Annotated in this window: 19 protein-coding genes and 1 tRNA gene; 17 read left to right on the forward strand and 3 right to left on the reverse strand. The window is 45.9% G+C overall.

Going from position 1 to position 23,408, the window contains the following annotated elements; all coding sequences use genetic code 11:
- The first annotated feature begins 5 nt into the window (after positions 1–5).
- From OA79_RS14765 to pyrC, 3 genes are all read left to right on the forward strand, one after another.
- A complete protein-coding gene (locus OA79_RS14765) occupies positions 6–1,046 on the forward strand; it encodes an AI-2E family transporter (RefSeq protein ID WP_063334002.1) in 1,041 nt (346 codons plus the stop codon).
- Between the two features lie 164 nt (positions 1,047–1,210).
- Complete coding sequence (locus tag OA79_RS14770) at positions 1,211–3,079, forward strand: DEAD/DEAH box helicase (protein WP_063334003.1); 1,869 nt, start codon at positions 1,211–1,213, stop codon at positions 3,077–3,079.
- An 89-nt stretch (positions 3,080–3,168) separates the two neighbouring features.
- Positions 3,169–4,203 carry a dihydroorotase gene (gene pyrC, locus OA79_RS14775; RefSeq protein ID WP_063334004.1) on the forward strand — a complete coding sequence of 345 codons (1,035 nt, stop codon included), beginning with the start codon at positions 3,169–3,171 and terminating at the stop codon, positions 4,201–4,203.
- Between the two features lie 87 nt (positions 4,204–4,290).
- Here the strand turns inward: pyrC and OA79_RS14780 are convergent.
- Positions 4,291–4,375, reverse strand: a tRNA-Leu gene (locus OA79_RS14780).
- Positions 4,376–4,559: 184 nt separating this feature from the next.
- On the opposite strand from OA79_RS14780, the gene OA79_RS14785 reads away from it, so the two are divergent.
- The 4 genes from OA79_RS14785 (at position 4,560) to OA79_RS14800 (ending at position 8,946) form a co-directional block, all read left to right on the forward strand.
- Positions 4,560–5,291: a DUF599 domain-containing protein gene (locus OA79_RS14785; RefSeq protein ID WP_082825491.1), complete on the forward strand. Its 732-nt coding sequence runs from the start codon at positions 4,560–4,562 to the stop codon at positions 5,289–5,291.
- Complete coding sequence (locus OA79_RS14790; protein ID WP_063334005.1) at positions 5,281–5,982, forward strand: O-methyltransferase; 702 nt, start codon at positions 5,281–5,283, stop codon at positions 5,980–5,982. The genes OA79_RS14785 and OA79_RS14790 overlap by 11 nt, the downstream gene beginning before the upstream one ends.
- A 164-nt stretch (positions 5,983–6,146) precedes the next feature.
- Positions 6,147–8,075, forward strand: a complete 1,929-nt coding sequence (gene htpG / locus OA79_RS14795; RefSeq protein WP_063334006.1) for a molecular chaperone HtpG — start codon at positions 6,147–6,149, stop codon at positions 8,073–8,075.
- A gap of 172 nt (positions 8,076–8,247) precedes the next feature.
- On the forward strand, positions 8,248–8,946 hold the full coding sequence (locus tag OA79_RS14800; protein WP_063334007.1) for a dienelactone hydrolase family protein: 699 nt from the start codon (positions 8,248–8,250) through the stop codon (positions 8,944–8,946).
- Positions 8,947–9,042: 96 nt separating this feature from the next.
- Here the strand turns inward: OA79_RS14800 and OA79_RS14805 are convergent, their stop codons facing one another.
- Together OA79_RS14805 and OA79_RS14810 are read right to left on the reverse strand one after the other, a co-directional pair.
- Positions 9,043–10,146 (reverse strand): ABC transporter ATP-binding protein, encoded by a 1,104-nt coding sequence (locus tag OA79_RS14805; protein ID WP_063334008.1) that lies wholly within the window; start codon positions 10,144–10,146, stop codon positions 9,043–9,045.
- A gap of 17 nt (positions 10,147–10,163) precedes the next feature.
- On the reverse strand, positions 10,164–10,946 hold the full coding sequence (locus tag OA79_RS14810) for an IclR family transcriptional regulator (RefSeq protein WP_063334009.1): 783 nt from the start codon (positions 10,944–10,946) through the stop codon (positions 10,164–10,166).
- A 174-nt stretch (positions 10,947–11,120) separates the two neighbouring features.
- Here OA79_RS14810 and OA79_RS14815 point away from each other — a divergent pair, with 174 nt between their 5' ends.
- The 10 genes from OA79_RS14815 (at position 11,121) to OA79_RS14860 (ending at position 23,316) form a co-directional block, all read left to right on the forward strand.
- On the forward strand, positions 11,121–11,996 hold the full coding sequence (locus OA79_RS14815; protein ID WP_063334010.1) for a carbohydrate ABC transporter permease: 876 nt from the start codon (positions 11,121–11,123) through the stop codon (positions 11,994–11,996).
- Positions 11,996–12,847 (forward strand): carbohydrate ABC transporter permease, encoded by an 852-nt coding sequence (locus OA79_RS14820; RefSeq protein WP_063334011.1) that lies wholly within the window; start codon positions 11,996–11,998, stop codon positions 12,845–12,847. The genes OA79_RS14815 and OA79_RS14820 overlap by 1 nt, the downstream gene beginning before the upstream one ends.
- A gap of 5 nt (positions 12,848–12,852) precedes the next feature.
- Positions 12,853–14,997: an alpha-galactosidase gene (locus OA79_RS14825; protein WP_063334012.1), complete on the forward strand. Its 2,145-nt coding sequence runs from the start codon at positions 12,853–12,855 to the stop codon at positions 14,995–14,997.
- Complete coding sequence (locus OA79_RS14830; RefSeq protein ID WP_063334013.1) at positions 14,994–16,727, forward strand: IlvD/Edd family dehydratase; 1,734 nt, start codon at positions 14,994–14,996, stop codon at positions 16,725–16,727. Before OA79_RS14825 ends, OA79_RS14830 begins: the two co-directional genes overlap by 4 nt.
- On the forward strand, positions 16,727–17,500 hold the full coding sequence (locus tag OA79_RS14835) for an SDR family NAD(P)-dependent oxidoreductase (RefSeq protein ID WP_063334014.1): 774 nt from the start codon (positions 16,727–16,729) through the stop codon (positions 17,498–17,500). The genes OA79_RS14830 and OA79_RS14835 overlap by 1 nt, the downstream gene beginning before the upstream one ends.
- On the forward strand, positions 17,500–18,483 hold the full coding sequence (locus tag OA79_RS14840) for a 2-dehydro-3-deoxygalactonokinase (RefSeq protein WP_063334015.1): 984 nt from the start codon (positions 17,500–17,502) through the stop codon (positions 18,481–18,483). The genes OA79_RS14835 and OA79_RS14840 overlap by 1 nt, the downstream gene beginning before the upstream one ends.
- Before the next feature lie 2 nt (positions 18,484–18,485).
- A complete protein-coding gene (locus OA79_RS14845) occupies positions 18,486–19,127 on the forward strand; it encodes a 2-dehydro-3-deoxy-6-phosphogalactonate aldolase (RefSeq protein WP_063334016.1) in 642 nt (213 codons plus the stop codon).
- Position 19,128: 1 nt separating this feature from the next.
- Entirely contained in the window at positions 19,129–20,007 is an 879-nt protein-coding gene (locus tag OA79_RS14850; RefSeq protein WP_063334017.1) for an SMP-30/gluconolactonase/LRE family protein, read from the forward strand.
- 2 nt (positions 20,008–20,009) lie between these two features.
- Positions 20,010–21,980, forward strand: coding sequence for a beta-galactosidase (locus OA79_RS14855; protein WP_063334018.1), 1,971 nt, complete (start codon positions 20,010–20,012; stop codon positions 21,978–21,980).
- 112 nt (positions 21,981–22,092) lie between these two features.
- Positions 22,093–23,316: an ABC transporter substrate-binding protein gene (locus tag OA79_RS14860; protein ID WP_063334019.1), complete on the forward strand. Its 1,224-nt coding sequence runs from the start codon at positions 22,093–22,095 to the stop codon at positions 23,314–23,316.
- Positions 23,317–23,408 lie beyond the last annotated feature (92 nt).

The following is a 23,408-nucleotide window of genomic DNA, read 5'->3' on the forward strand; positions in this document are numbered from 1 at the left end:
AAAACATGAGTGAACAGCATAAAGGTATTCAGTGGTTAGTCGGCTTTGCGGCGTTTATCATTATTATCGCGGGGTTAAAAGCCGCCTCACAAATTGTCGTGCCTTTTATGTTGTCAGTGTTTATTGCCATCATTTGTGCACCCGCTATGTCGAGTTTACGACAACGTAAAGTGCCCACTTGGCTATCCATTGTGCTGGTGGTTTTCTTGATTTTGATAGGGATAGGTTCCATTGCTTTATTAGTTGGAGCATCACTTGATAGTTTTTCCAGTCAGCTGCCCAATTATAAGCAGCGTTTTGCTGAAGAAATGTCAGGCGTCATTCAATTGTTGAATAACGTTGGCATTCAAGTGTCTTATGATCAGGTAAAAGGTTACATCGACCCATCTTCTTTGATGCAAATGGTTGCCAATGCGTTGCGCGGTTTAGGTAGTGCCTTAACCAACCTGGTTTTGGTGGTGATGATCGTGATCTTCATTTTATTTGAAGCGGTTGAATTGCCACATAAATTATCTCGTGCATTAAACGATGCATCAGAGTCGATGGGGCGGTTCGAAACCTTTATTAATTCGGTTAACCGATATTTAGTGATTAAAACCTTGGTGAGTATTTTAACGGGGGCGTTAATTACCACTTGGTTGTGGGTATTGGGGATAGACTTTCCAATCTTATGGGGGGTCTGTGCTTTTTTACTTAATTTTGTGCCGAATATCGGTTCTATTATTGCCGCTATTCCCGCTGTTTTATTGGCGTTTGTTCAGTTGGGTAGTCTCTCGGCCGGTCTGACGGCGCTTGGCTTTGTGGTTGTGAATCTGATTGTTGGGAATATCATTGAGCCAAGGTATATGGGTAAAGGACTAGGCTTGTCGACCTTAGTGGTTTTCTTATCTTTACTCTTATGGGGTTGGGTTTTTGGTCCGGTAGGTATGCTTTTATCCATTCCATTGACTATTATTGTAAAACTGGCATTTGAGGCGAACCCTAAGATGCGTTGGTTGGCCATCATGCTGGATTCTGACAAAGGGATGTCAGAGGTAGAAAAATAAAATCAAAAGACTGGTATATTATTTCAAATCTTGCTAGCGCATTTTAGATTAATTGTATATAATACCGCACTTAGATTTTCCTCTAGAGAAATCCCTGAGAAGTTTCGTTGAGGCATGTAAATTGTTACAGGCCTTACTCCCACCAAAAAAAGGTACACATTTACATGTCTGATGCTGATATTCAGCCTACATTTGATTCGTTGGGCTTAATTGCCCCTGTTCTAAAAGCGGTTGCTGACCTCGGTTACGAGCAACCCTCTGCTATCCAAGCGCAAAGTATTCCATATCTATTAGAAGGTCACGACCTTTTGGGGCAAGCGCAGACGGGTACTGGTAAGACGGCAGCATTTGCGCTTCCGCTCTTGTCTCGCATTGACGTGACAGATAAAACGACACAATTACTTGTATTGGCTCCAACTCGTGAACTTGCTATTCAGGTATCTGAAGCATTTCAAAGTTACGCTCGAAATATTCCTGACTTCCACGTATTGCCAATTTACGGCGGTATGTCTTATGACTCTCAGCTACGTCAACTTCGACGTGGTGTGCAAGTGGTCGTTGGTACACCGGGTCGTGTGATGGATCATATCCGTCGTAAGACTCTAAAATTGGATACCCTAAAAGCACTTGTGTTGGATGAAGCCGACGAAATGCTGCGCATGGGTTTCATTGATGATGTTGAGTGGATTCTGGAGCAAACGCCTGCAGAACGCCAAATCGCGTTGTTCTCGGCGACGATGCCTTCTGTGATTCGCCAGGTGGCTAACCGCCATTTGAACAATCCTAAAGAAGTGAAAATTGTCACTAAAACATCAACAGCGACCACCATCTCTCAAAAATACTGGCAAGTGAGCGGCTTACATAAGCTAGACGCTCTGACTCGTATTCTTGAGATGAACGAACACGATGGCATGATCATCTTTGTTCGTACTAAAGCGGCCACCGTTGAATTGGCTGAAAAGTTAACCGCTCGTGGTCACGCTTGTGAAGCATTGAATGGTGATATTAGTCAGAACTTACGTGAGCGTACGGTTGATCGTATCAAGAAAGGTCAAATCGACATTCTTGTCGCGACAGATGTGGTTGCGCGTGGTCTAGACGTTGAGCGTGTTAGTCACGTTGTTAACTATGATATTCCATACGATACTGAATCTTACGTTCACCGTATCGGTCGTACGGGTCGTGCTGGTCGCTCTGGAACGGCTATTTTGTTTGTTGCTCATCGTGAGCGTCGCATGTTGCAAGCCATTGAGCGTGCAACTCGTCAGCCAATCGAAAAGATGAATTTGCCAACGGCATCTGACATCAATGAGCAACGTGTTAGCCGCTTTAAACAACGCATCACAGACACCATGGATAACGAAAACCTTGATTTCTTCTTGGAGCTAGTACAAAGCTACCAAAAAGAAAACGAAGTTGATCCTATTAAAATGGCGGCTGCGTTAGCGCATATGGCACAAGGTAAAAACCCTTTGCTATTGTCTGAAATGGAAGTTCGTCAAGAGCGTCGTGAGCGTCGCGAAGGTCGTGATAGCCGCGACGGTCGTGATAGCCGCGACGGTCGTGAAGAGCGAGCGCCACGTGAGCGTAAAGTTCGTCCGGTAACGGCGGATGCCATGCCGCTTAAGGATGATCCTAATACAGCGATGACACGTTACGTCGTTCAAGTCGGTTACAGTGCTGGTGTTAAACCAGGTAACATTGTCGGTGCGATTGCGAACGAAGCGTCCATCGAAAGTCGTTATATTGGTCACATCGAAATCTATGAAGATTTTGCGACCGTTGATTTACCTTCAAACTTGGAATCTGGTGCGTTAGGTAAATTAAGTAAGATGCGCATTTGTGGTCAACGCACAGACATCGCCAAATTAGAAAATGCTGACGAGTTAAACAAGCGTGCTGCATCGCCATCTGGACGTCGTCGTCCTGGTGGTGGCGAGCGTCGTGGTTACGGTGATCGTGAGCGCCGTCGTTCAAATGGCGGTCGTGACCGTGGTGAGCGCCGTCCACGTGCTCCTCGTAAAGACAGTTAAGTAATTAAAAAAGCCGCTAATAAGCGGCTTTTTTTTGGCTAGACGATACACTTTTAAAGTACTTTTTTATTTATCTTAAAGGGCAAAAGATGAACGAAATTACCATCATTAAACCAGACGATTGGCACTTACATTTTCGTGATGACGACATGTTACTGGAGACGGTTCCAGCGACGGCACGTTGTTTCTCTCGTGCTATTGTGATGCCGAATTTAGTACCGCCAGTGGTTAATGCAGAGATGGCGATCTTGTATAAAGAGCGTATTTTAGCGTCGCGTCCAGAAGGCAGTGATTTTATGCCTCTGATGACCTTGTATTTAACGGATAAAACCACGGTTGAAGACATTCACGCAGCGAAGCAAGCGGGCGTTGTAGCCGTAAAAATGTACCCTGCTGGCGCAACCACTAATTCGGATTCCGGCGTTACGTCGGTTGAATCTCGTTACCCTGTTTTTGAAGCCTTGGCAGAAAACGATATGTTGTTGTTGATTCATGGTGAAGTGACGCATAACCATGTTGACATTTTTGACCGTGAAAAAGAGTTCATTGATCAACACATGACAAAAATTGTTGAGAGTGTACCGAATCTAAAAGTGGTATTTGAACACATCACCACAAAGGAAGCGGCTGACTTTGTACTGTCTGCTCGTGAAGGTGTTGCGGCAACCATTACTCCACAACATTTAATGATGAACCGAAATGATATGTTGGTGGGCGGTGTTCGCCCGCATAACTATTGCTTACCAGTGCTAAAGCGTTCAACGCATCAGCAAGCTTTGCGCGAAGTGGTGGCATCGGGTTCGAATCGTTTCTTCCTTGGAACGGATTCAGCGCCACATGCGCGTCATAAAAAAGAAAATGCCTGTGGTTGTGCTGGCTGTTACAGTGCTTGGTCAGCGTTAGAGCTTTATACTCAGGTTTTTGAAGAGCTTGGCGCCTTGGATAAGTTGGAAGGTTTTGCTAGTTTGCATGGCCCAGATTTTTATGGTCTGCCACGTAACACTGACACAGTGACGCTGATCAAAGAAGAGTGGCAAGTGCCAGATAGCATCAACTTAGCGAATGGCGAGCCTATTGTGCCTTTTTATTCTGGCCAAGCAGTGTCCTGGAAGCTAAAAGCTTAGCATTCGATACAGAGAAATACATAAAGCCGAATTCAGTAATGGGTTCGGTTTTTTTTTGTGTGTAGAAAGTAGAAACATATCGAGGAGTGGTGCGGATGGAGAGACTCGAACTCTCACGCCGTGAAGCACTGGAACCTAAATCCAGCGTGTCTACCAATTCCACCACATCCGCATGTCGTGTAGAGAGCTGGCATATTACCGATATTTTTAACGGATGCAAGTGTTTTCATTCGGCTTTGTTTGTAAATATACTCATCGATAAGGTGAATTTATATCGACTATAAACTTACACAGGAAGCGGTAAAAATGCTTTAATTACACTAGCTTAAGCCATTGTTATAGTTGAGTCTTATTGTATGGAAAGTCGTTCTGTTTCCTTGTTATTAAATCCGTTAGATCTTACCACCTTGTTTGTGTTCTTTGCCTGTTGGTGGGGATACGCTTTGTACGCACAATACAACTCTAAGCGACGTGCTTGTCTTGTGAGTGTATTGCATCAATTTCGTTTAGCCTGGATGTCGCGTTTGTTAAGGCGAGATAACCGCATTGCTGATGCTTCTGTGATGGCAAACCTTGAGCGCAGTAGCTTGTTTTTTGCGTCCAGCAGTTTGCTGATTATTGCCGGCTTGTTTACGGCATTTAATTATTCGGAAAAAGCCTTGGGGATCATCTCAGATTTCTATTTGTTGGCGCCGATGAGTCAACAAGAATGGGAATTGAAAATTATCGTGTTAGTGGTGATTTTCTCCTATGCTTTTTTCACCTTTACTTGGTCTGTTCGTCAGTACAATTTTTGCTCTGTATTGGTGGGGAGTGCGCCTTTGGCAACGGAGCGGGGCATTGAAGACAGTGAACGAGAATTGTATGCCAATCATATGGCGCAAATCTGTAGCTTGGCTGCCAACCAATTTAATTACGGCTTGAGAGCCTATTATTTTGCGATGGCTTTTTGTGGTTGGTTTTTAGGGCCGTATTTTTGTATGGCGGCTAGTGTCATGGTGGTGGCAGTGCTGTATCGCCGAGAGTTTCGATCAAAAACGTTTAAAACATTGAGTCGTGGATTAGTGAAGAATTCAAATGCTGCCTAATTTCCCCAAACCGGTTTCCGAAGAAAATCGTCCGGTCAATCGAACGGTGAAAGTGGATGACAGATTGTATGACTATCTGATTAATCATTCTGTTCGTGAGCCATCAGTATTGGAAGATTTGCGTCGTGAAACGGCGCAATATCATATGGCGCGTATGGCGCTTTCTCCTGAAGTTGGGCAATTTTTGACGCTCTTGGTGAGCCTACTAAACCCTCAAAAAGTAATGGAGATAGGGGTGTTCACAGGATACAGCACCATCTCCATTGCTCGGGGCTTAGGGGGAAACGCCAGCATGTTAGCCATTGATAAAAAGCAAATGTGGTTGGACATCGCGGGCAAATATCTGGCCAAAGCGGACTTATCCGCAGAGGTAATCACCGTGTGTGCCAATGCATTACAAGTGATGCAAGAAAAAGTGGAACAAGAAAGTGCAAGTTATGACTTCTTGTTCATCGATGCGGATAAAGCCAATTTACTTAATTACTATGCATTGGGCAAAAAATTATTACGACCTGGTGGCTGTATGGTGATTGATAATACACTATGGTGGGGCAATGTCGCTGACGACCGTTTCGATGACAAAGACACGCAAATTGTTCGTCATCTCAATGATACCATTCATCAAGATCCAACCGTCACGCTCTCACAGCTGCCAATTGGCGATGGTTTAACCATCGTGCGATTAAATTAGTAAGCTGGTTCATTTAGTAAATCCTATCAATCTGAATTTCCACAAAAAAATTGTGACTAAGCCTCTTGAAATCCACTCAAGAGGCTTTATCTATGTTGCACATACAGTAAGTGTTACGCCTTTGGTGAGACCAAAGGTTCATTCAAATAGGAGCAAGTATAAACATGTCAACTGATACTCAAAAAGAAACGTTAGGGTTTCAGACGGAAGTAAAACAACTACTTCATTTGATGATCCATTCTTTGTACTCAAACAAGGAAATTTTTCTACGTGAACTTATTTCCAATGCATCTGATGCGGTAGATAAGCTTCGTTTTGAGTCTGTCGCGAACGCCGATCTCTTATCTGATGACCCAAATCTACGTGTCCGTGTTGAATTTGATAAAGACGCCGGCACGGTCATTATTGATGACAATGGTATTGGCATGTCTCGTGAAGAGGCGATTACCAATCTAGGTACCATTGCCAAGTCTGGTACGTCTGCTTTTCTTGAGCAATTAAGTGGCGATCAGAAAAAAGACAGCCAATTGATTGGTCAATTTGGTGTGGGTTTCTATTCTGCGTTTATTGTGGCTGACAAGGTAACCGTTGAAACTCGCCGTGCAGGTGCTACGGAAAACGAAGCGGTACGTTGGGTATCAGATGGCTCTGGTGAATTCACCATTGAAAATATTGATAAAGCCACTCGTGGTACTCGCATTACCTTGCACTTAAAAGCGGATGAAAAAGAGTTTGCCGACAACTACCGTTTGCGTACTCTCGTGACGAAATATTCTGATCACATTTCCATTCCGGTGGAAATGAAAAAAGTCGTTTATCCAGAAATGGATGAAGAGGGCAATCCTAAGCCAGTAGATGAAAACAAAGCGCCTGAGTTTGAAGCGGTAAACTCGGCAAAAGCTTTGTGGACTCGTCCTCGTAACGACGTAAAAGACGAAGAATACAAAGAGTTCTACAAGCACATTTCACACGATTTCCAAGAGCCGTTGAAATGGTCGCACAACAAGGTTGAAGGGAAATTGGAATACACAAGCTTGCTTTATATTCCTTCTAAAGCCCCATACGACCTTTGGAATCGTGACATGCAACGTGGTCTGAAATTGTATGTTCAGCGCGTTTTCATTATGGACGAAGCAGAAGCTTTCCTTCCACCTTACATGCGTTTTGTGAAAGGGGTTGTCGATTCTAACGACCTTTCTTTGAATGTGTCTCGTGAAATTCTACAGAACGACAGTGCTGTGGATTCAATGCGTTCTGCTTTGACTAAGCGTGTCTTGGACATGCTGTCTAAAATGGCGAAGAACGATCCTGAAACCTACCAATCTTTCTGGAATGAGTTCGGTAATGTATTGAAAGAAGGCCCTGCGGATGACATGGGCAACAAAGATAAGATTGCTGCTCTAATTCGTTTTAGTAGCACGAAAACCGATGCGCCTGAGCAAACGGTTTCTTTGGCTGAATACATTGAGCGCATGGCGGAAGGCCAAGATAAGATTTACTACATCTACGCTGAAAGCCACAATACGGCGAAAAACAGCCCTCATCTAGAGATTCTTCGTAAGAAAGGTTATGAAGTTCTGTTGTTGAGCGATCGCATCGATGAATGGATGATGTCTTCTCTGCAAGAGTTTGACGGCAAATCTTTCCAAGATGTGACTAAAGGTAAGCTTGATATTACGGAAGACGATAGCGAAGAAGCTAAAAAAGAGAAGGAAGAAAAAGCTGAGCAAATTAAGCCTCTTCTAGAGCGCATGAAAAAAGTGTTGGAAGAGCAAGTTGCCGACGTTAATTCAACGGATCGCTTGACTAACTCTCCTGCGTGCTTGGTGGTGGGTGAAAACGATATGGGCTTGCAAATGCGTCGTTTGCTTGAGCAAGCTGGCCAAAAACTACCAGACTCTAAGCCAACGTTGGAAGTGAACCCTGATCATCCAATCGTAGTGAAAATGGATGCAGAAGCTGACGAAGAGCGCTTTTCAGACATGGCTTGGTTGTTGTTCGAACAAGCGACCTTGTCTGAAGGTGGTCAATTGGAAGATCCTGCGACCTTTGTTTCTCGTATGAACAAGCTGATTGTGCAATTAAGCCAATAATCTTAGCGTGTAAAAATGAACCGGTGTGGTCATTAGACCATACCGGTTTTTTTGTGCCTTATAAAAGGATACAGCTGGCATTAGGGCAATAAAAAGACAAAGTGACGTACAGCGTTGCGTTTTCAAAACGCTCAACGCTAGACTGGACAGACGTTTCTAATGGAGGTGATTTATGTGTCAAGATTTTGATTCTTTGTTTAATAATGTCGAGAGACGTCATTACCAAAAGCGTACAGAGGCCAGCCAAGTCCCATTGCAGGTTATGATTTGGCCGACTTTCTCGGGCTTGAGTGATTTTGAAAAGCAGTTTGCAGATCGGCTGGCGGAGCAAGGTTATGCGGTAACGGCGATCGATTTATACGGTCAGGGGCAAAATCCTCACGACTTTGTCGCTAAACAAGCCAAAATGGGAGCCTTGCTGGCCGAAGCGGAATCTTTGCATGACTTGCAACAGGAATTAACTCAGCAGGCATTACAGGGAGATTCACCCATTGTACACATTGGTTTTTGTTTAGGTGGTCGCTTGGCGCTGGAAGCGGGTCTGCACTTTGCCGATGTCATTGGTGCGGCAAGTTTTCATGGTGTAATGTCCTTCTATCGTGCGCAATCTCTTGAGCAGGCTAACCAGAAGGTGAAACTGATGATCATGAATGGTTATCAAGACCCGTTGGTGAGTGATGAAGACGCGCAATCGGCTAAGCAATATTGGTCAAGCTTGGGGATTGATTTTCAATTTTTTGATTTTGGTAATACTGTGCATTCTTTCATGTTGCCAAGTGCCAACAACCCAGGTCAAGCTAGTTTGTTCAATCCATTAGTAGCAAAGCGCGGTTTTACGTATCTCACTCACTTTTTGGCAGAATTGCACTAAGTTGTTGACGTCGAATGAAGAGGAATAAAAAAGGCCACTTTTAAAATAAAGTGACCTTTTGTGTTGTCTTAAAGCTAAGCGCAATAGACGTGGTTATTATCTCTTTGGAACAGGGCGTTGAATAACGGATTCGCCTTGTTTATTGAATAGATAGCAATCCTGCTTTCTGATGCCAACTGTGATGTTCTCACCATGGCGAGTCAGATTGCCACCGCTGACCTCAATGGTCAGTTTTTCATTGTCGTATTGGCCGTACAGGTAGGTTAGGCCGCCAAGATGTTCCGCCACATCAATGTTGAGATTTAGCGTAAAGTCTACAGTGTCAGTGTCTTCTGTAATGTGCTCTGGTCGAACCCCTAACTTTATTTGGCTATTCACTGAAACCTTGCTGATATCAACTGGCAATTGAATGCTTTGTCCCGCGACGGCAATGGTCGCCATATTGTCCGCATCAATGCTGGTGACGCTGGCGGCTAAGAAGTTCATTTTAGGGGAACCAATAAAACCTGCCACAAATTCATTGCTAGGGTTGTGGTAGAGCTCTAATGGTGAGCCAACTTGTTCCACATTACCGGCGCGTAATACGACGATTTTATCCGCCAACGTCATGGCTTCCACTTGGTCATGAGTAACGTAAATCATGGTAGATTTTAGGCGATTATGCAGTTGTGCAATTTGGATGCGCATGTCAACGCGTAATTCAGCATCTAGGTTAGACAGAGGTTCATCGAATAAGAAAACTTCTGGTTGGCGCACAATGGCGCGACCAATGGCGACCCGTTGGCGTTGTCCGCCAGAAAGCTGCTTGGGTTTGCGGTCAAGCAATTCGTTCAATTGCAAAATATTCGCGGCATTCGCCACTTGCTCTTTGATCTTTTCGGGTGCCACGCCATTCATTCGCAAGCCAAAGCTCATGTTTTCTTCCACTGTCATGTGAGGGTAGAGCGCATAAGATTGGAATACCATGGCCACACCGCGATCCGCTGGTGCCACGTTATTCATGTTAACGTCATTGATCTCAAGGCTGCCTTCGGTGATGTCTTCAAGACCGGCAATCAGGCGTAAAAGAGTCGATTTACCGCAGCCAGATGGACCAACAAAGACCACAAATTCACCGTCTTTTAGGTCAAGGTTGACGCCATGAATGGTTTCTATGTCATTAAACCGTTTGATGACGTTTGTTAGTTTTATCGTCGCCATAATGGACTTTTCCTATGCTAGTTAGAGGCCGAAGCCCCCATTCGAATGGATACTTTCGTACAGGCGTCTTTGACCAGTGTTTGAAAGTGTTGAAAGCGAGCATCATCGACGCGAAATTTCGGAGCGGTGATGCTCATCGCGGCAATGGGTTCATGATTGTGATTTAGAATCACTGAGGCGGCACATTGAATACCGTCTTCGTGCTCTTCTAAATCCAAAGAAACGCGGCTACTACGAATTTGGCTTAGTGCTGCGCGTAATTCAGCCTCGTTTTTTAAAGTGGTTTTGGTGTGTTGAATAAAACTCTGATCTTGGATGGCTTGCGTCAAGTTGTCTTCGTCTAAAAACGCTAACATGGCTTTGCCTACCCCAGTGCAATAAGCTGGGCCTTTTTTACCCACTGCAGAAAACAAGCGCAGACTTTTTTGGCTCTCTAACTTGTCGATGTAAATGACTTCACCCCGATCCAAGACCGCCAAGTGAATGGTTTCCCCAGTATCTTGCCAAAGTGCTTTCATTTGATCTGCGGCAATGTCGCGAACATCCATACTGGCCCAAGCCTGATGGGCTAATTCCAATAAGCCGTATCCTGGATAGTAAAGTTGGCTTTCTTCGTCAAAACGAACTAAACCTTTATCTGCCAGTGACGTAAGAGTTCGATGTGCCGTGGCTTTCGGTAGCTCTGTTTTATCAACCAATTCGGCAAAACGCAGTGGCACAGGTGTCATGCAAACTTCTTGCAGCAGGCTTAGTGCTTTATCAAGAGACGAGCCTCCGCTTTTGTTTTCAGGCGCTGACATTGTGTTTCCTTTGTTATTTTTATAGCGATCAAGATCGCGTTGAAAAGTTATCTTAAAAAATGTTCTGAAATCAGTATTGCAAAAAATGGAACTTTATTCCATTATTTTATTAGGTGAGTGATCTGTCAAGTTTGACGATTCATTATTTAATAAAAATAAAGAGGTGTGTGAGCCATGCAGAAGTTGCATAGCAAGCAGCAGCAATGGATGCCGGTATTGTTTTTAGCGCCAGCAGTCATTTTGTTTGTGGTCTACGTTGTCTTTCCGATTCTTCAAAGTATCTGGTTAAGCTTTTATGAATGGGATGGTATCGGAGAAAAGGTATTCGTTGGTTTTGATAATTACATCGAGCTGTTCGATGATTATCAATTCTGGGTGGCATTAAAAAATAATGTGTATTGGATGGTGTTCTTTATGCTGGCGCCACCCATTGGTTTAGCCATTGCGCTATTCCTCAACCAAAAGGTCATGGGGATTCGAGCCGTTAAAGCCATGTTCTTTTTTCCTTTCGTTATCTCGCAAGTTGTTGTTGGCCTTGTTTTTTCTTGGTTCTACGACCCCTCATTTGGTTTGTTCAATAAGGCCATTGGCTTATTTGGTATGGAGCCAGTGGCCATTTTATCTGATGAGAATTGGGTGACGTTCGGCATCATAGTCGCTGGACTATGGCCGCAAATCGCTTACTGCATGATCTTGTATCTCACAGGCTTAAATAATCTCAATCCGGATCAAATCGAAGCGGCTCGTTTGGATGGTGCTCACGGTTGGAAAATGCTTTGGCACGTAATTTTGCCTCAGTTGCGCCCAGCGACCTTTATCGCTGTGGTGGTAACGGTAATTGGTGCGTTACGTAGTTTCGACTTGGTGGCAACGATGACCAGTGGTGGGCCGTTTGGTTCTTCAAGTGTGCTGGCCTACTTCATGTATGAACAGTCAATTTTCAATTATCGTGCTGGTTACGGTGCGGCGATTGCGACTGTGTTGTTCTTGATTATGGATATTTATATTGCCTACTTCTTGTGGCGCATGCTGAAGAGTGAGAAAGCCTAATGTTTCCTACACCCATTGAAAAACGATCTTTACCCTTTAATTTAAGTTATCGCGTCGCGATTTGGTTATCTTTACTGCTGTGGTTGCTGCCATTGATTGCAGTTATGTTGACTTCCGCTCGTTCTACTGCGGACATCAATGCTGGTAATTACTGGGGCATTCCTTCTGAGTGGATGCTGCTAGAAAACTACACACTGGTATTTACTCAAACCCCCATGTTTCGTTATCTGCTGAATTCGGTGTTGATCACTTTGCCAGCAGTATTTGGAGCGGTTGCCTTGTCAACTTTGGCCGGTTATGCCCTTGCCAAGTTTAAATTTCGCGGCAATGTGGCCATGTTTGCTACGTTTATCGCGGGTAACTTTGTGCCGTTTCAAATTCTGATGATCCCGGTGCGGGATTTAACCATTGGTATGGGCTTATACGACACAGCAACGGGGTTGATTATTTTCCACATCGCTTTCCAAACCGGGTTTTGTACCTTGTTTATGCGTAACTTTATCGTCGGTTTGCCGGATGAATTAATTGAAGCCGCTCGTGTAGAAGGTGTCAGCGAATGGAAGATATTCTGGTATGTCGTCTTGCCTTTGGTAAGACCTGCTCTGGCGGCTTTGTCGGTATTAATATTTACCTTTATTTGGAACGATTATTTCTGGGCATTAGTCTTGGTGCAAAGTGATGAGGTTCGTCCTATCACTGCTGGTATCAGTGCTTTGAAAGGGCAGTGGATGGCATCTTGGCAGCTGATTGCCGCCGGTTCCATTGTGGCGGCGTTACCGCCCGTTATCTTGTTTTTCGCAATGCAGCGTCATTTCATTGCAGGTCTGACACTGGGTGCCACAAAAGGGTAATCACTATGTCTATATCACAACAAACCAGCTTGTATCGTGTTGATCAACAAAGCAAAACACTGGTGATTGCTTGTCATCAGAAGGCATCACCTGAACTGGTGTATTTTGGGGAGTCTTTGCCAAAAGAGACGCCACTAGAGACGGTGTATTTATCGCAACAAGCAGGGGTTCCACAAGCTATGCTGGATCAACCTGCGCCGATGAGTCTTATTCCAGAAGCGGGTCGTGGTTGGTTGCAATCACCAGCAGTGGAAGCGCACGCGCTTGATCGTCCTGTATGGGCTATGCGTTGGCAACAAGTGCGTGTAGATCAGCAACGTCAGGATATTTTCATTGCCCTTGAGGATTCGGTTGCCCAGTTAGCCCTGACACTGCAAATAGGTCTTTTGCCTTCTGGTGTGTTGCGTCAGCAAGTGACACTAACCAATTTGGGCACCGCTCATGTGCAGGTTCAGCGGTTAGCTTGTACTTTGCCGGTGAGTGTAGAACTGACAGATCGTATCAGTTTTTATGGGCGCTGGTGTCAAGAGTTTCAACAAGCCAGAGAGTCTTGGCAGAGCACGTGGTCACAAGAAAATCGCAATGGTCGAAATGGTCATGCCAATTTCCCCGGTGTGATCGTGGGCGAATCGGGTTTTACCGAACAGCAAGGGCAAGTCGTGGGCATGCACCTCGCTTGGAGTGGCAACCACAGACTCAAGGCCGATTATACCATTGAAGGGCATCGTTATTTGCAGGCGGAAGCCTTGTATTTACCAGGTGAAATAGTACTTGAAGCGAATGAAAGCTTAACCTCACCACAAATGTTGGCCAGTCACAGTGCTCAGGGTGCTAACCTCATGAGCCAGGCGTTCCATCGTGAAGCCCGAGCGCGTTTGCTACTAGATAAGCCTCGACCAGTCCACCTAAATACCTGGGAAGCGTTTTATTTTGATCATGACATGGTCAAATTAAAAGAGCTGGCTTCGGCGGCGGCTGACGTTGGTGTGGAGCGTTATATATTGGATGATGGCTGGTTCAAAGGGCGCAATGATGATCATGCGGCGCTGGGGGACTGGTTCGTTGATGAAGATAAATATCCCAATGGCCTTATGCCATTAATTCATCATGTGAAAGCGCTGGGAATGGAGTTTGGGCTTTGGTTCGAGCCGGAAATGGTGAATCCAGATTCCGATTTGTATCGTGCTCATCCTGAATGGGCTTTGCAGTTACCGCAATACAGTGCTTGCTTAGGGCGCAATCAGTTGGTGTTGAATCTGGCCATACCAGAGGCTTACGATTATTTGCGTGAACGTTTGTTTGCGCTTTTCAATGCCTATCCCATTGATTATGTGAAATGGGATATGAATCGAGATTACTCACAGTCAGGTGGGGCCATTGCGCCACAAGCTCAAGCCCAAGTACTTGCTCTGTACCGCTTATTGGCTGAAATCAACCAAGCTTTTCCTGACATGGAAATTGAAAGTTGTTCTTCTGGTGGCGCACGAGTGGATTTTGGGATTTTGAATTTTACAAAACGCTTTTGGGCATCGGATTGCAATGATGCTTTGGAACGTCAGAGTATACAGCGGGGTTTTAGCTATTTCTTCCCGCCCGAAGTCATGGGGTCTCATATTGGGCCAGACAAGAGTCACACCACCAGTCGTATCCACGATGTGGCGTTTCGTGCGGGCACGGCCATGTTAGGGCACCTTGGTATTGAGTGGAATTTATTGGAAGCCAATGCTCAGCAGAAAGCCACGATTGCTAATTGGATTAAACAATACAAACGTACCCGTGATTGCCTGCATCAGGGTAACAATTGGCGCTTACCTAGCGCTGATGGTCGAGCACAAACTCAGTGGGCACTTAGTCAAGACGCGCAGCATGGTATCGCGGTTTACAGTCAACTCGCGATGCCGAAGCAAGCGCAAACTTTGCCCATTCGATTGCCCGGCTTAATCGCGGATCAGAATTACCTTGTAACAGTATTAGAACACAGTCCTTTGCCAGACCATTTGATGAAAGCCAAACCGGTTTGGTGGGACACAGAATTACCTTTAAACGGTGCCAGCTTAACGCAGATCGGAGTGCAACTTCCCATTTTAGATCCTGAGTCCATTGTTTTATTGGAAGTCAAAGCGGTACCCAGTTCGGAGAAAAACACATGAGTGATGATAACAAAAGCAAAAAGCCGTTACGTAGCCAAGAATGGTACGGAAAACTCGATAAAGACGGCTTTATTCATCGCAGTTGGATGAAAAACCAAGGTCTACCAGATCACAGTTTTGACGGTCGTCCTATTATCGGCATTTGTAACTCTTGGAGTGAATTGACGCCCTGTAATGCGCACTTACGCGAGTTAGCTGAATACGTGAAACGTGGCGTTTGGGAAGCCGGCGGTGTGCCACTTGAGTTTCCTGTGATGTCGTTGGGTGAAACGCAAATGAAGCCAACGGCCATGCTATTTCGCAATTTGATGAGCATGGATGTTGAGGAATCCATCCGTGCTTATGGTATGGACGGCGTGGTGTTGCTTGGTGGTTGTGATAAGACAACACCAGCGCAATTAATGGGCGCTTGTTCGGTAGATTTACCGTCTATTGTGGTGAGTTCTGGCCCCATGCTGAACGGCAAATATCGAGGTAAAGACATAGGTTCTGGTACCGATGTGTGGAAATTTAGTGAAGCGGTACGTGGCGGCAAGATGAGCTTGGATGAGTTTATGCGAGCGGAATCCGGTATGTCGCGCTCCCGCGGTACCTGTATGACCATGGGCACGGCCTCGACTATGTCATGTTTAGCGGAAGCACTTGGTATGTCTCTGCCAGAGAATGGCACCTTGCCTGCGGTGGATGCGCGTCGTCAGGCATTGGCGCATTTGACCGGTATGCGCATTGTGGAAATGGTCAAAGAAGACCTGAAACCATCGGACATCCTCACCAAGTCAGCGTTTGAAAATGCCATACGCGCGAATGCCGCCATTGGTGGTTCGACCAATGCAGTGGTGCATCTATTGGCGATTGCCGGTCGCGTTGGGGTGGAATTGACCTTGGATGACTGGGATCGCATCGGTGCTGAAATTCCTTGTTTGGTGGATCTTATGCCGTCTGGCCGCTTTCTGATGGAAGATTTCCATTATGCAGGCGGGTTCCCCGCCTTGATCCAGCGTCTTCAGCATGAATTCGATATGCAGGCCATGACGGTGTCGGGTTCAAGTCTAGCGGATACGACGAACGAAGCGGAATGCTTTAATGATGACGTCATCCGTCCTTTAGATAAACCGCTGCGCGAACAAGCGGGTATTGCCGTGCTGAAAGGAAATTTGTGTCCACAAGGTGCCATTATCAAACCCAGTGCGGCTACGCCAGCGCTGTTACAACACACCGGCAAAGCCGTGGTGTTTGAAAACATTGAAGACTACAAAGCGCGCATCGATTCGCCGGAACTGGAGGTCAATAAGGACTCCGTCTTAGTGCTTAAAGGTTGTGGTCCAAAAGGGTATCCAGGCATGCCCGAAGTGGGCAATATGGCATTGCCAAGTAAGTTGTTAGAGCAAGGCATTACCGACATGGTGCGCATCAGTGATGCCCGCATGAGTGGTACTGCCTTTGGTACCGTGGTGTTGCACGTGGCGCCAGAAGCCACCATGGGCGGTCCATTAGCATTGGTGAAAAATGGTGATGAAATTACCCTGGATGTGACTGGACGTGGATTGCATTTGCACATTTCTGATGAAGAGATGGCAGAGCGTCAAGCGAACTGGCAAGCAGATGAAAGCGAATATCACCGCGGCTACGCCAAACTTTATATTGATCATGTGATGCAGGCCGATAGCGGGGCGGACTTAGATTTCTTAGTGGGCAAAAGTGGCTCAAAAGTGAGTAGGGAGTCTCATTAATGACAAACAACAAGAATAAAACCTCTTACTCGAGTTTAGCTGGGCGTCACGCCTTGGTGAGCGGCGGGGCATCCGGTATAGGTGAGGCCTTAGTTCGTGCGCTAGCTTTGCAAGGCTGCAAGGTCAGTTTCTTCGATATTGACCAGAACGCAGGTGATGCCTTAGCAAGTGAATTGCAGAAACAAGGTTGCCAGGTTCATTTCGAATGGGTGGATTTGACCCAAATTGAACGATTAAAAACCACCATTGCTGCTCGAATTGAGGCATGGGGAGCCGTACGCATCTTAGTGAATAACGCCGCCAATGATCATCGCCACAGTTTGCAGGAACTGACTCCTGAGCAGTTTGATCAGTGTATGGCGGTGAATCTGAAGCATCATTTCTTTGCCGCTCAGGCTGTCGCGCCGAGTATGGCCGCTGCAGGCGGTGGCAGCATCATAAACATGAGCTCTAACTCTTGGATGTTGGGTTTGTCTGGTTACCCTGGTTATGTCACAGCGAAAGCCGGCATTTCGGGTTTGACCAAAGGTTTGGCTCGTGAGTTGGGGGCGGACAAAATTCGCGTGAATACTGTGTTGCCAGGCTGGGTCATGACAGAAAAGCAAAAACGTCTATGGCTGACGCCTGAAGCCGAAGCCGAATTAATGACGCAGCAAGCATTAAAAGAAAAAATTGAGCCTGAAGACGTGGCAGATCTGGTGCTGTTTTTGGGCGCCGATGACAGTCGCATGATTTCAGGTCAGAGCTTAGTTGTCGATGGGGGGCGTTTGTAATGACCTCCGTAAATTCTGTTTCGCCATTATCAACACCCTCTGCAAATTTCATTGCGGTGGATTGGGGTACCACCAATCTGCGTGCTTTTTTGATGAATCAGCATGGTCAAATCCAAGCTCAGCGAAGCAGTGCGAAGGGGATGTTAACGCTGTCTAGTGATGAGTTTGAAGCCGTTTTAGCTGATCTGCTTGACGATTGGCTGGAATTAGGTCTTCCCATATACATGGCAGGCATGGTCGGCAGTCGTGGTGGTTGGCAAGAAGTGCCTTATCAAACTTGTCCTATGTCACTAGACGATTTGTCCAATCATTTGCATTGGTTAAACACTTCATTACCGAATCAAATAGCCATCGTTCCAGGGCTTCAAAGTCAGGGTGTTGCCGGCATGGCGGATGTCATGCGGGGTGAAGAAACTCAGCTGTTAGGGGCATTGGATTGGCTAGAAAGTCACAACTTAAGCTGTGATGAGCGTATTTTTTGTTTGCCTGGCACCCACTGTAAGTGGGTACAGATTGAACAAGGGCAAGTGATGGATTTTTCTACAGCCATAACGGGCGAACTGTTTGCTCGTTTGAACGATGAATCCAGTCTGGTAAAAGGCTTGCCTCACTCTGATGAATTACAAGTACAAGCGTTTCAGAAAGGACTCAAAGCCAGCCAGCAAGCGGGTGGCATCATGCACCAATTATTCAGTGCACGGAGTCGTTATGTGTGTGGTGAATTAGCGGCTGAAGAAGTACGTGACTATTTGTCCGGCATTGTGATTGGACATGATGTGAACGACATTTTGTTGGCGTTAAGCAAGCCGATGAACAGTGTGTTAATCATTGGCAGTAAAGCCTTGAATGTACGCTATCAATTCGCCTTGGCTGAACATAATTTGAATGTGGATTTCATGGAAGCGGGCGAAGCCAGTATTCGTGGTCTAAAACGTTTGGCGAATTTAGCCTCTAATACGTCTAACTTAGCAAAAGGAAAATAATAATGACGCATTCTTTTGATGCATTGATGAAAGAATTCCCCATGGTGGCTATTTTGCGAGGTGTGCAGTCCGATGAAGTGGTTGAGCATACGCAAGTGTTATTGGATGCCGGTTTTAAAATGATCGAGGTGCCACTAAATTCCCCCGATCCATTTACCAGTATTCGTCTATTGCAAGACACTTTTGGTGATCAAGCGCTCATTGGGGCGGGTACTGTACTAACTCAACAAGATTTGGCGAAGCTAGTTGATACTGGTGCGGGCCTCATGGTGTGCCCTCATACTGATGTGGAATTGATCAAAGCGGCCAAAAAAGCCGGTTTATATGCTTTACCGGGCTTTTTTACGGCCAGTGAAGGTTTTGCTGCCTTACACGCCGGCGCAGACGGGTTGAAGCTTTTTCCAGCGGAAGCCTTATCTTCACTCAACGTAATCAAAGCATTGGGTGCTGTCATTCCGAGTGATACGTGGCTCTGCCCTGTGGGCGGAGTAACGCCAGACAATGTGGCTGATTATTGTTCTGCTGGTGTCAATGGATTCGGCTTGGGCTCTGCGTTATACAAAAAAGGACAGTCTGTGGCAACAACGAAAGCCAATGCATTCGCGTTTGCCAAGGCTTGGCAAGCCTGGTTAGGAGCGAACTAACATGCAACAAATCAGCGTACAGCGTCATCAATTGGCGGAAGGGCCTTTCTGGTGTGCGCTGCAACAGGCGTTATATTGGGTGGATATTCCAGCCTGTCAGGTTTGGTGTTGGCATCAGACCACGAATCAAACCGAGCATTGGACTTTGTCGAAAAAAGTGTCCGCTGTATTTACCACGCAAGGTGAACGTTTATTGGTGACCTTGGAAGACGGTGTTGCTTACTTAAATAAGCGAACTGGCGAGTTGGAATACTTATGTGATCTTGATGTTGATATTCCTGGGAATCGCAGTAACGACGCTAAATGTGATCCAGAGGGCAACCTTTGGGTGGGGACGATGGACGATGCTGAACAAACGGCCAGTGGGCGTTTGTGGAAAGTAACGGCAGAAGGCAAGAAAACCTTGATGCTAGAAGGTATTGGCATCTCTAACACCTTAGCGTGGGACGTGTCTCGCGATCGTTTTTATTTTGGCGATTCCATGACGCGCAAGGTGCACGCTTACCCTTACTCTGAATTTTACGATGTGCGAGCGCAAAAGCCTTTTTTTGAGGTGAAAGAGGGCATAGGTGCGGATGGTTCATGTATTGATCAACAAGCTTGTTTGTGGAACGCCAATTGGGACGGCGCTCGTATTGTGCGTTATGACCCCGAAGGTGAAGTGTTACAGACGATTGAATTGCCATTTAAAAAGCCAACCAGTTGTGTATTTGGTGGCGTGGGTGGCAATACCTTGTTCATTACTTCTGCCAGTGTCGCGACGAGTGAAGAAGAACTGGCCAAGCAACCATTAGCAGGTCATGTGGTGGCGATCGATCTTAAAGCTGAGTATGGCATTGACGTGGCAGGTGAGCCAAGTCAGCCGTTTGCTGGAGCGTAAACATGAAATTAGGTGTTTGTTATTACCCAGAGCATTGGCCGAAGAGTCGTTGGCGTGTTGATGCAGAGCAGATGAAAAAAATCGGCATTGAGTACGTTCGTGTCGGTGAATTTAGTTGGAGCACCATCGAGCCAACGCCAGGTGAATTGCATTGGCAGTGGTTAGATGAATCGCTGGATATTTTACATGAACACGGTTTGAAAGTGATTCTTGGTACACCAACTGCGACACCACCTAAATGGTTGGTGGACCGTCATCCCAGTATGTTAGCAAAAGATGAACAAGGTCGTGTGCGTGGTTTTGGTTCGCGTCGTCATTACACGTTTGCCAGTTTAGAATACCGAGAAGAATGTCGTCGTATCACCAGTTTGATGGCGCAGCGTTATGGACAGCACCCCGCGGTAGCCTCTTGGCAAACTGACAATGAGTACGGTTGTCACGATACGATTTTGAGTTATGCCGAAGCGGATTTGGCGGCTTTTCGTCTTTGGTTAAAAGACAAATACGGTCGCATTGAGGTGCTTAATCAAGCTTGGGGCAATGTTTTTTGGAGCATGGAATACCGTGATTTCGATGAAATAGAGTTGCCAAATCTGACGGTAACAGAAGCCAACCCTTCGCATCGTCTAGATTTTCAGCGTTGTTGTTCTGATCAAGTGGTGGCCTACAACAAGCTACAGGTGGATATTTTGCGAGAGCATTCTGCCGGTCGTGATTTGGTTCATAACTACATGGGCTTTTTCACTGCGTTTGATCATCACAAAGTGGGGCAAGATCTCGATGTCGCCAGTTGGGATACTTATCCATTGGGATTTTTGGACCAAGAAGCCATCTACAGCGAGGAAGAAAAACAGACCTATTTGCGTGTTGGTCATCCTGACTTTGGCGCTTTCCATCATGACTTGTATCGCGGTTGTGGTAAAGGGCGCTTGTGGATCATGGAGCAGCAACCTGGCCCAGTAAACTGGGCACCCCATAATCCTTCCCCTGCCGATGGCGCGGTGCGCTTATGGACTTGGGAAGCGTTTTCTCATGGTGCCGAGTTGGTGTCTTACTTCCGTTGGCGTCAAGCGCCATTTGCCCAAGAACAAATGCACGCAGGTTTGTTACGACCTGATGCTGAAGAAGCCGAGGCCGCTAAAGAAGCGGCGCAAGTAGCCAAAGAAGTTGCGCAACTGTCTGCTGCATTGGGTATGGATGCAGATGAACTGTTGTCTTTGCCGAGTGCAGGGAAGGTGGCTTTGATGTTTGATTATGACGCTTGTTGGTCGTTGGATATTCAGCCGCAATCACGTGCTTATCGTTATTTGTTCTGGTGTTATCGAATGTATGAAGCGTTACGTGAGTTGGGCTTGTCGGTTGACATCATTTCTGCGCATGCTTCTTTGGATACCTATCAAATGCTCATACTGCCAGCGCAAGCGCACATCGGTGATGATTTGCTTAAGCGTTTGGAAGCGTTTGACGGCTTGTTATTGGCTGGGCCTAGAACCGGCAGTAAAACCTCGAGCTATCAAATTCCAGAAAATCTCGCACCTGGTCCATTGCGCAAGTTATTGCCACTGCAAGTTGAGCGTGTTGACGCTTTGCCGAATCACACTCAGTTGGCCGTTTCTGGTGCTTGGGGCGAAGGCTTGCTTAAACATTGGCACGAGCAAATTGCGACAGATTTACCTTGTCTATTAAAAGACGATGTAGGTAATCCCGTATTAGTGGGACAAGGTCAGCATTTTTATCTAGGGTCTTGTTTGGATAATGAGGCGCTCAAGGCGAGTTTGGCAAAACTTGCTGATAAAGCAGGCTTGGAAACGTATTACTTGCCGAAAGGCTTAAGAATCCGTGAGAGAGGCGAGCTCATTTTTGTGATGAATTATGCTTCTCGAACCATCGATTTTGCGCCTGAAGGGGCAGAATTGGTGATCGGTAGTCGCCGTTTGGAAGCGGCAAATATTGCTATTTGGAAAAAGTGCTAGTAAAGCAAAAAAATAAAGTGGAACTAAGTTTCTTTTATTGAAAATTCTGAAGAATTGTTTAATACTGAAACTTGGTTCCAGTAAATAAAAAGAAAAAGAGGACTTGCTTATCATGAAAAAAATCCAATCCATGTTGGTCGGAGCTATGGCATTAACGGCCGCTTCACTCGCCAGTGCGGGCACCTTGGTGATTAACTCGGATCAGGCTGATCCAGCACCAAAGAAAGCCTTTGCCGAAATCATTCAAAAATTTGAACAAGAGAACCCAGACATCACGGTGAAATACAATCTTTATGATAAAGAGGCGTATAAGACTGCGATTCGTAACTGGCTATCCACTACACCGCCAGACGTGGTGTTTTGGTATGCGGGTAACCGTATGAAAGCCTTTGTAGACCGTGGGTTGTTTGAAGACGTGAGTGACCTTTGGGATAACAATGGCCTGAAGAACGACATGGCGTCTGCCGCACCAGCCATGACCATAGATGGTAAACAGTGGGGAATGCCTTACACTTACTATCAGTGGGGCATTTACTACCGTAAAGACATTTTCGAAAACCTAGGCTTGTCTGAACCGAAAACTTGGGACGAGTTCCTTGCGGTGAACGCTAAGCTGAAAGCCAACGATGTCACACCGGTTACCATTGGTACCAAATACCTTTGGACGGCAGCGGGTTGGTTTGATTACTTGAACATGCGTACCAACGGTTTGGCATTCCACATTGATTTAATGGACGGCAAGATTCCTTATACTGACCCTCGTGTGCGCAAGACTTTCGAGAACTGGAAAGTGCTGGTTGATAAAGGCTACTTCCTGAAAAACCATGCGTCATACTCTTGGCAAGAAGCGCAACCTTTCCTATACAATGGTAAGGCGGCAATGTACTTGATTGGTAATTTCATTACGCCAAACTTTCCAAAAGAGTTAGACGGTAAAATTGGTTTCTTCCAGTTCCCACAAATCGATCCAAGTGTGGGCATGTCAGAAGATGCACCAATGGATACCATTCACATTCCAGCCAAGGCCAAGAACAAAGCCGATGCTCGTAAGTTCCTAGAGTTTATGTCTCGAGGCGATAATCAAACCTTGGTGAATGCGGCTTTGATCCAAATTCCGCCGAATGTTAAAGCCCAAGCGCCTGATAATTATTTCTTGAACAAGGGTGTTGATATGCTGAACAATGCGTCTGGCACAGCACAGTTTTATGACCGTGATACTGAACCAAGCATGGCGCAAGAAGGGATGAAAGGTTTCCAAGAATTTATGGTTAAGCCTGAACGTTTGGATGCGATTTTGAAGCGCCTTGAAAGAGCGAGAAAACGCGCCTTCCGCTAAGAATGTTATCGCTATTTTAAAAAAGCCAGTTTCAATCCGTTGAAACTGGTTTTTTTTTGTTTTTGCTAACGGCTTGTCTTGCAGACATTTTT

This window comes from Marinomonas sp. TW1 (assembly GCF_001625355.1).
Lineage (GTDB): Bacteria > Pseudomonadota > Gammaproteobacteria > Pseudomonadales > Marinomonadaceae > Marinomonas.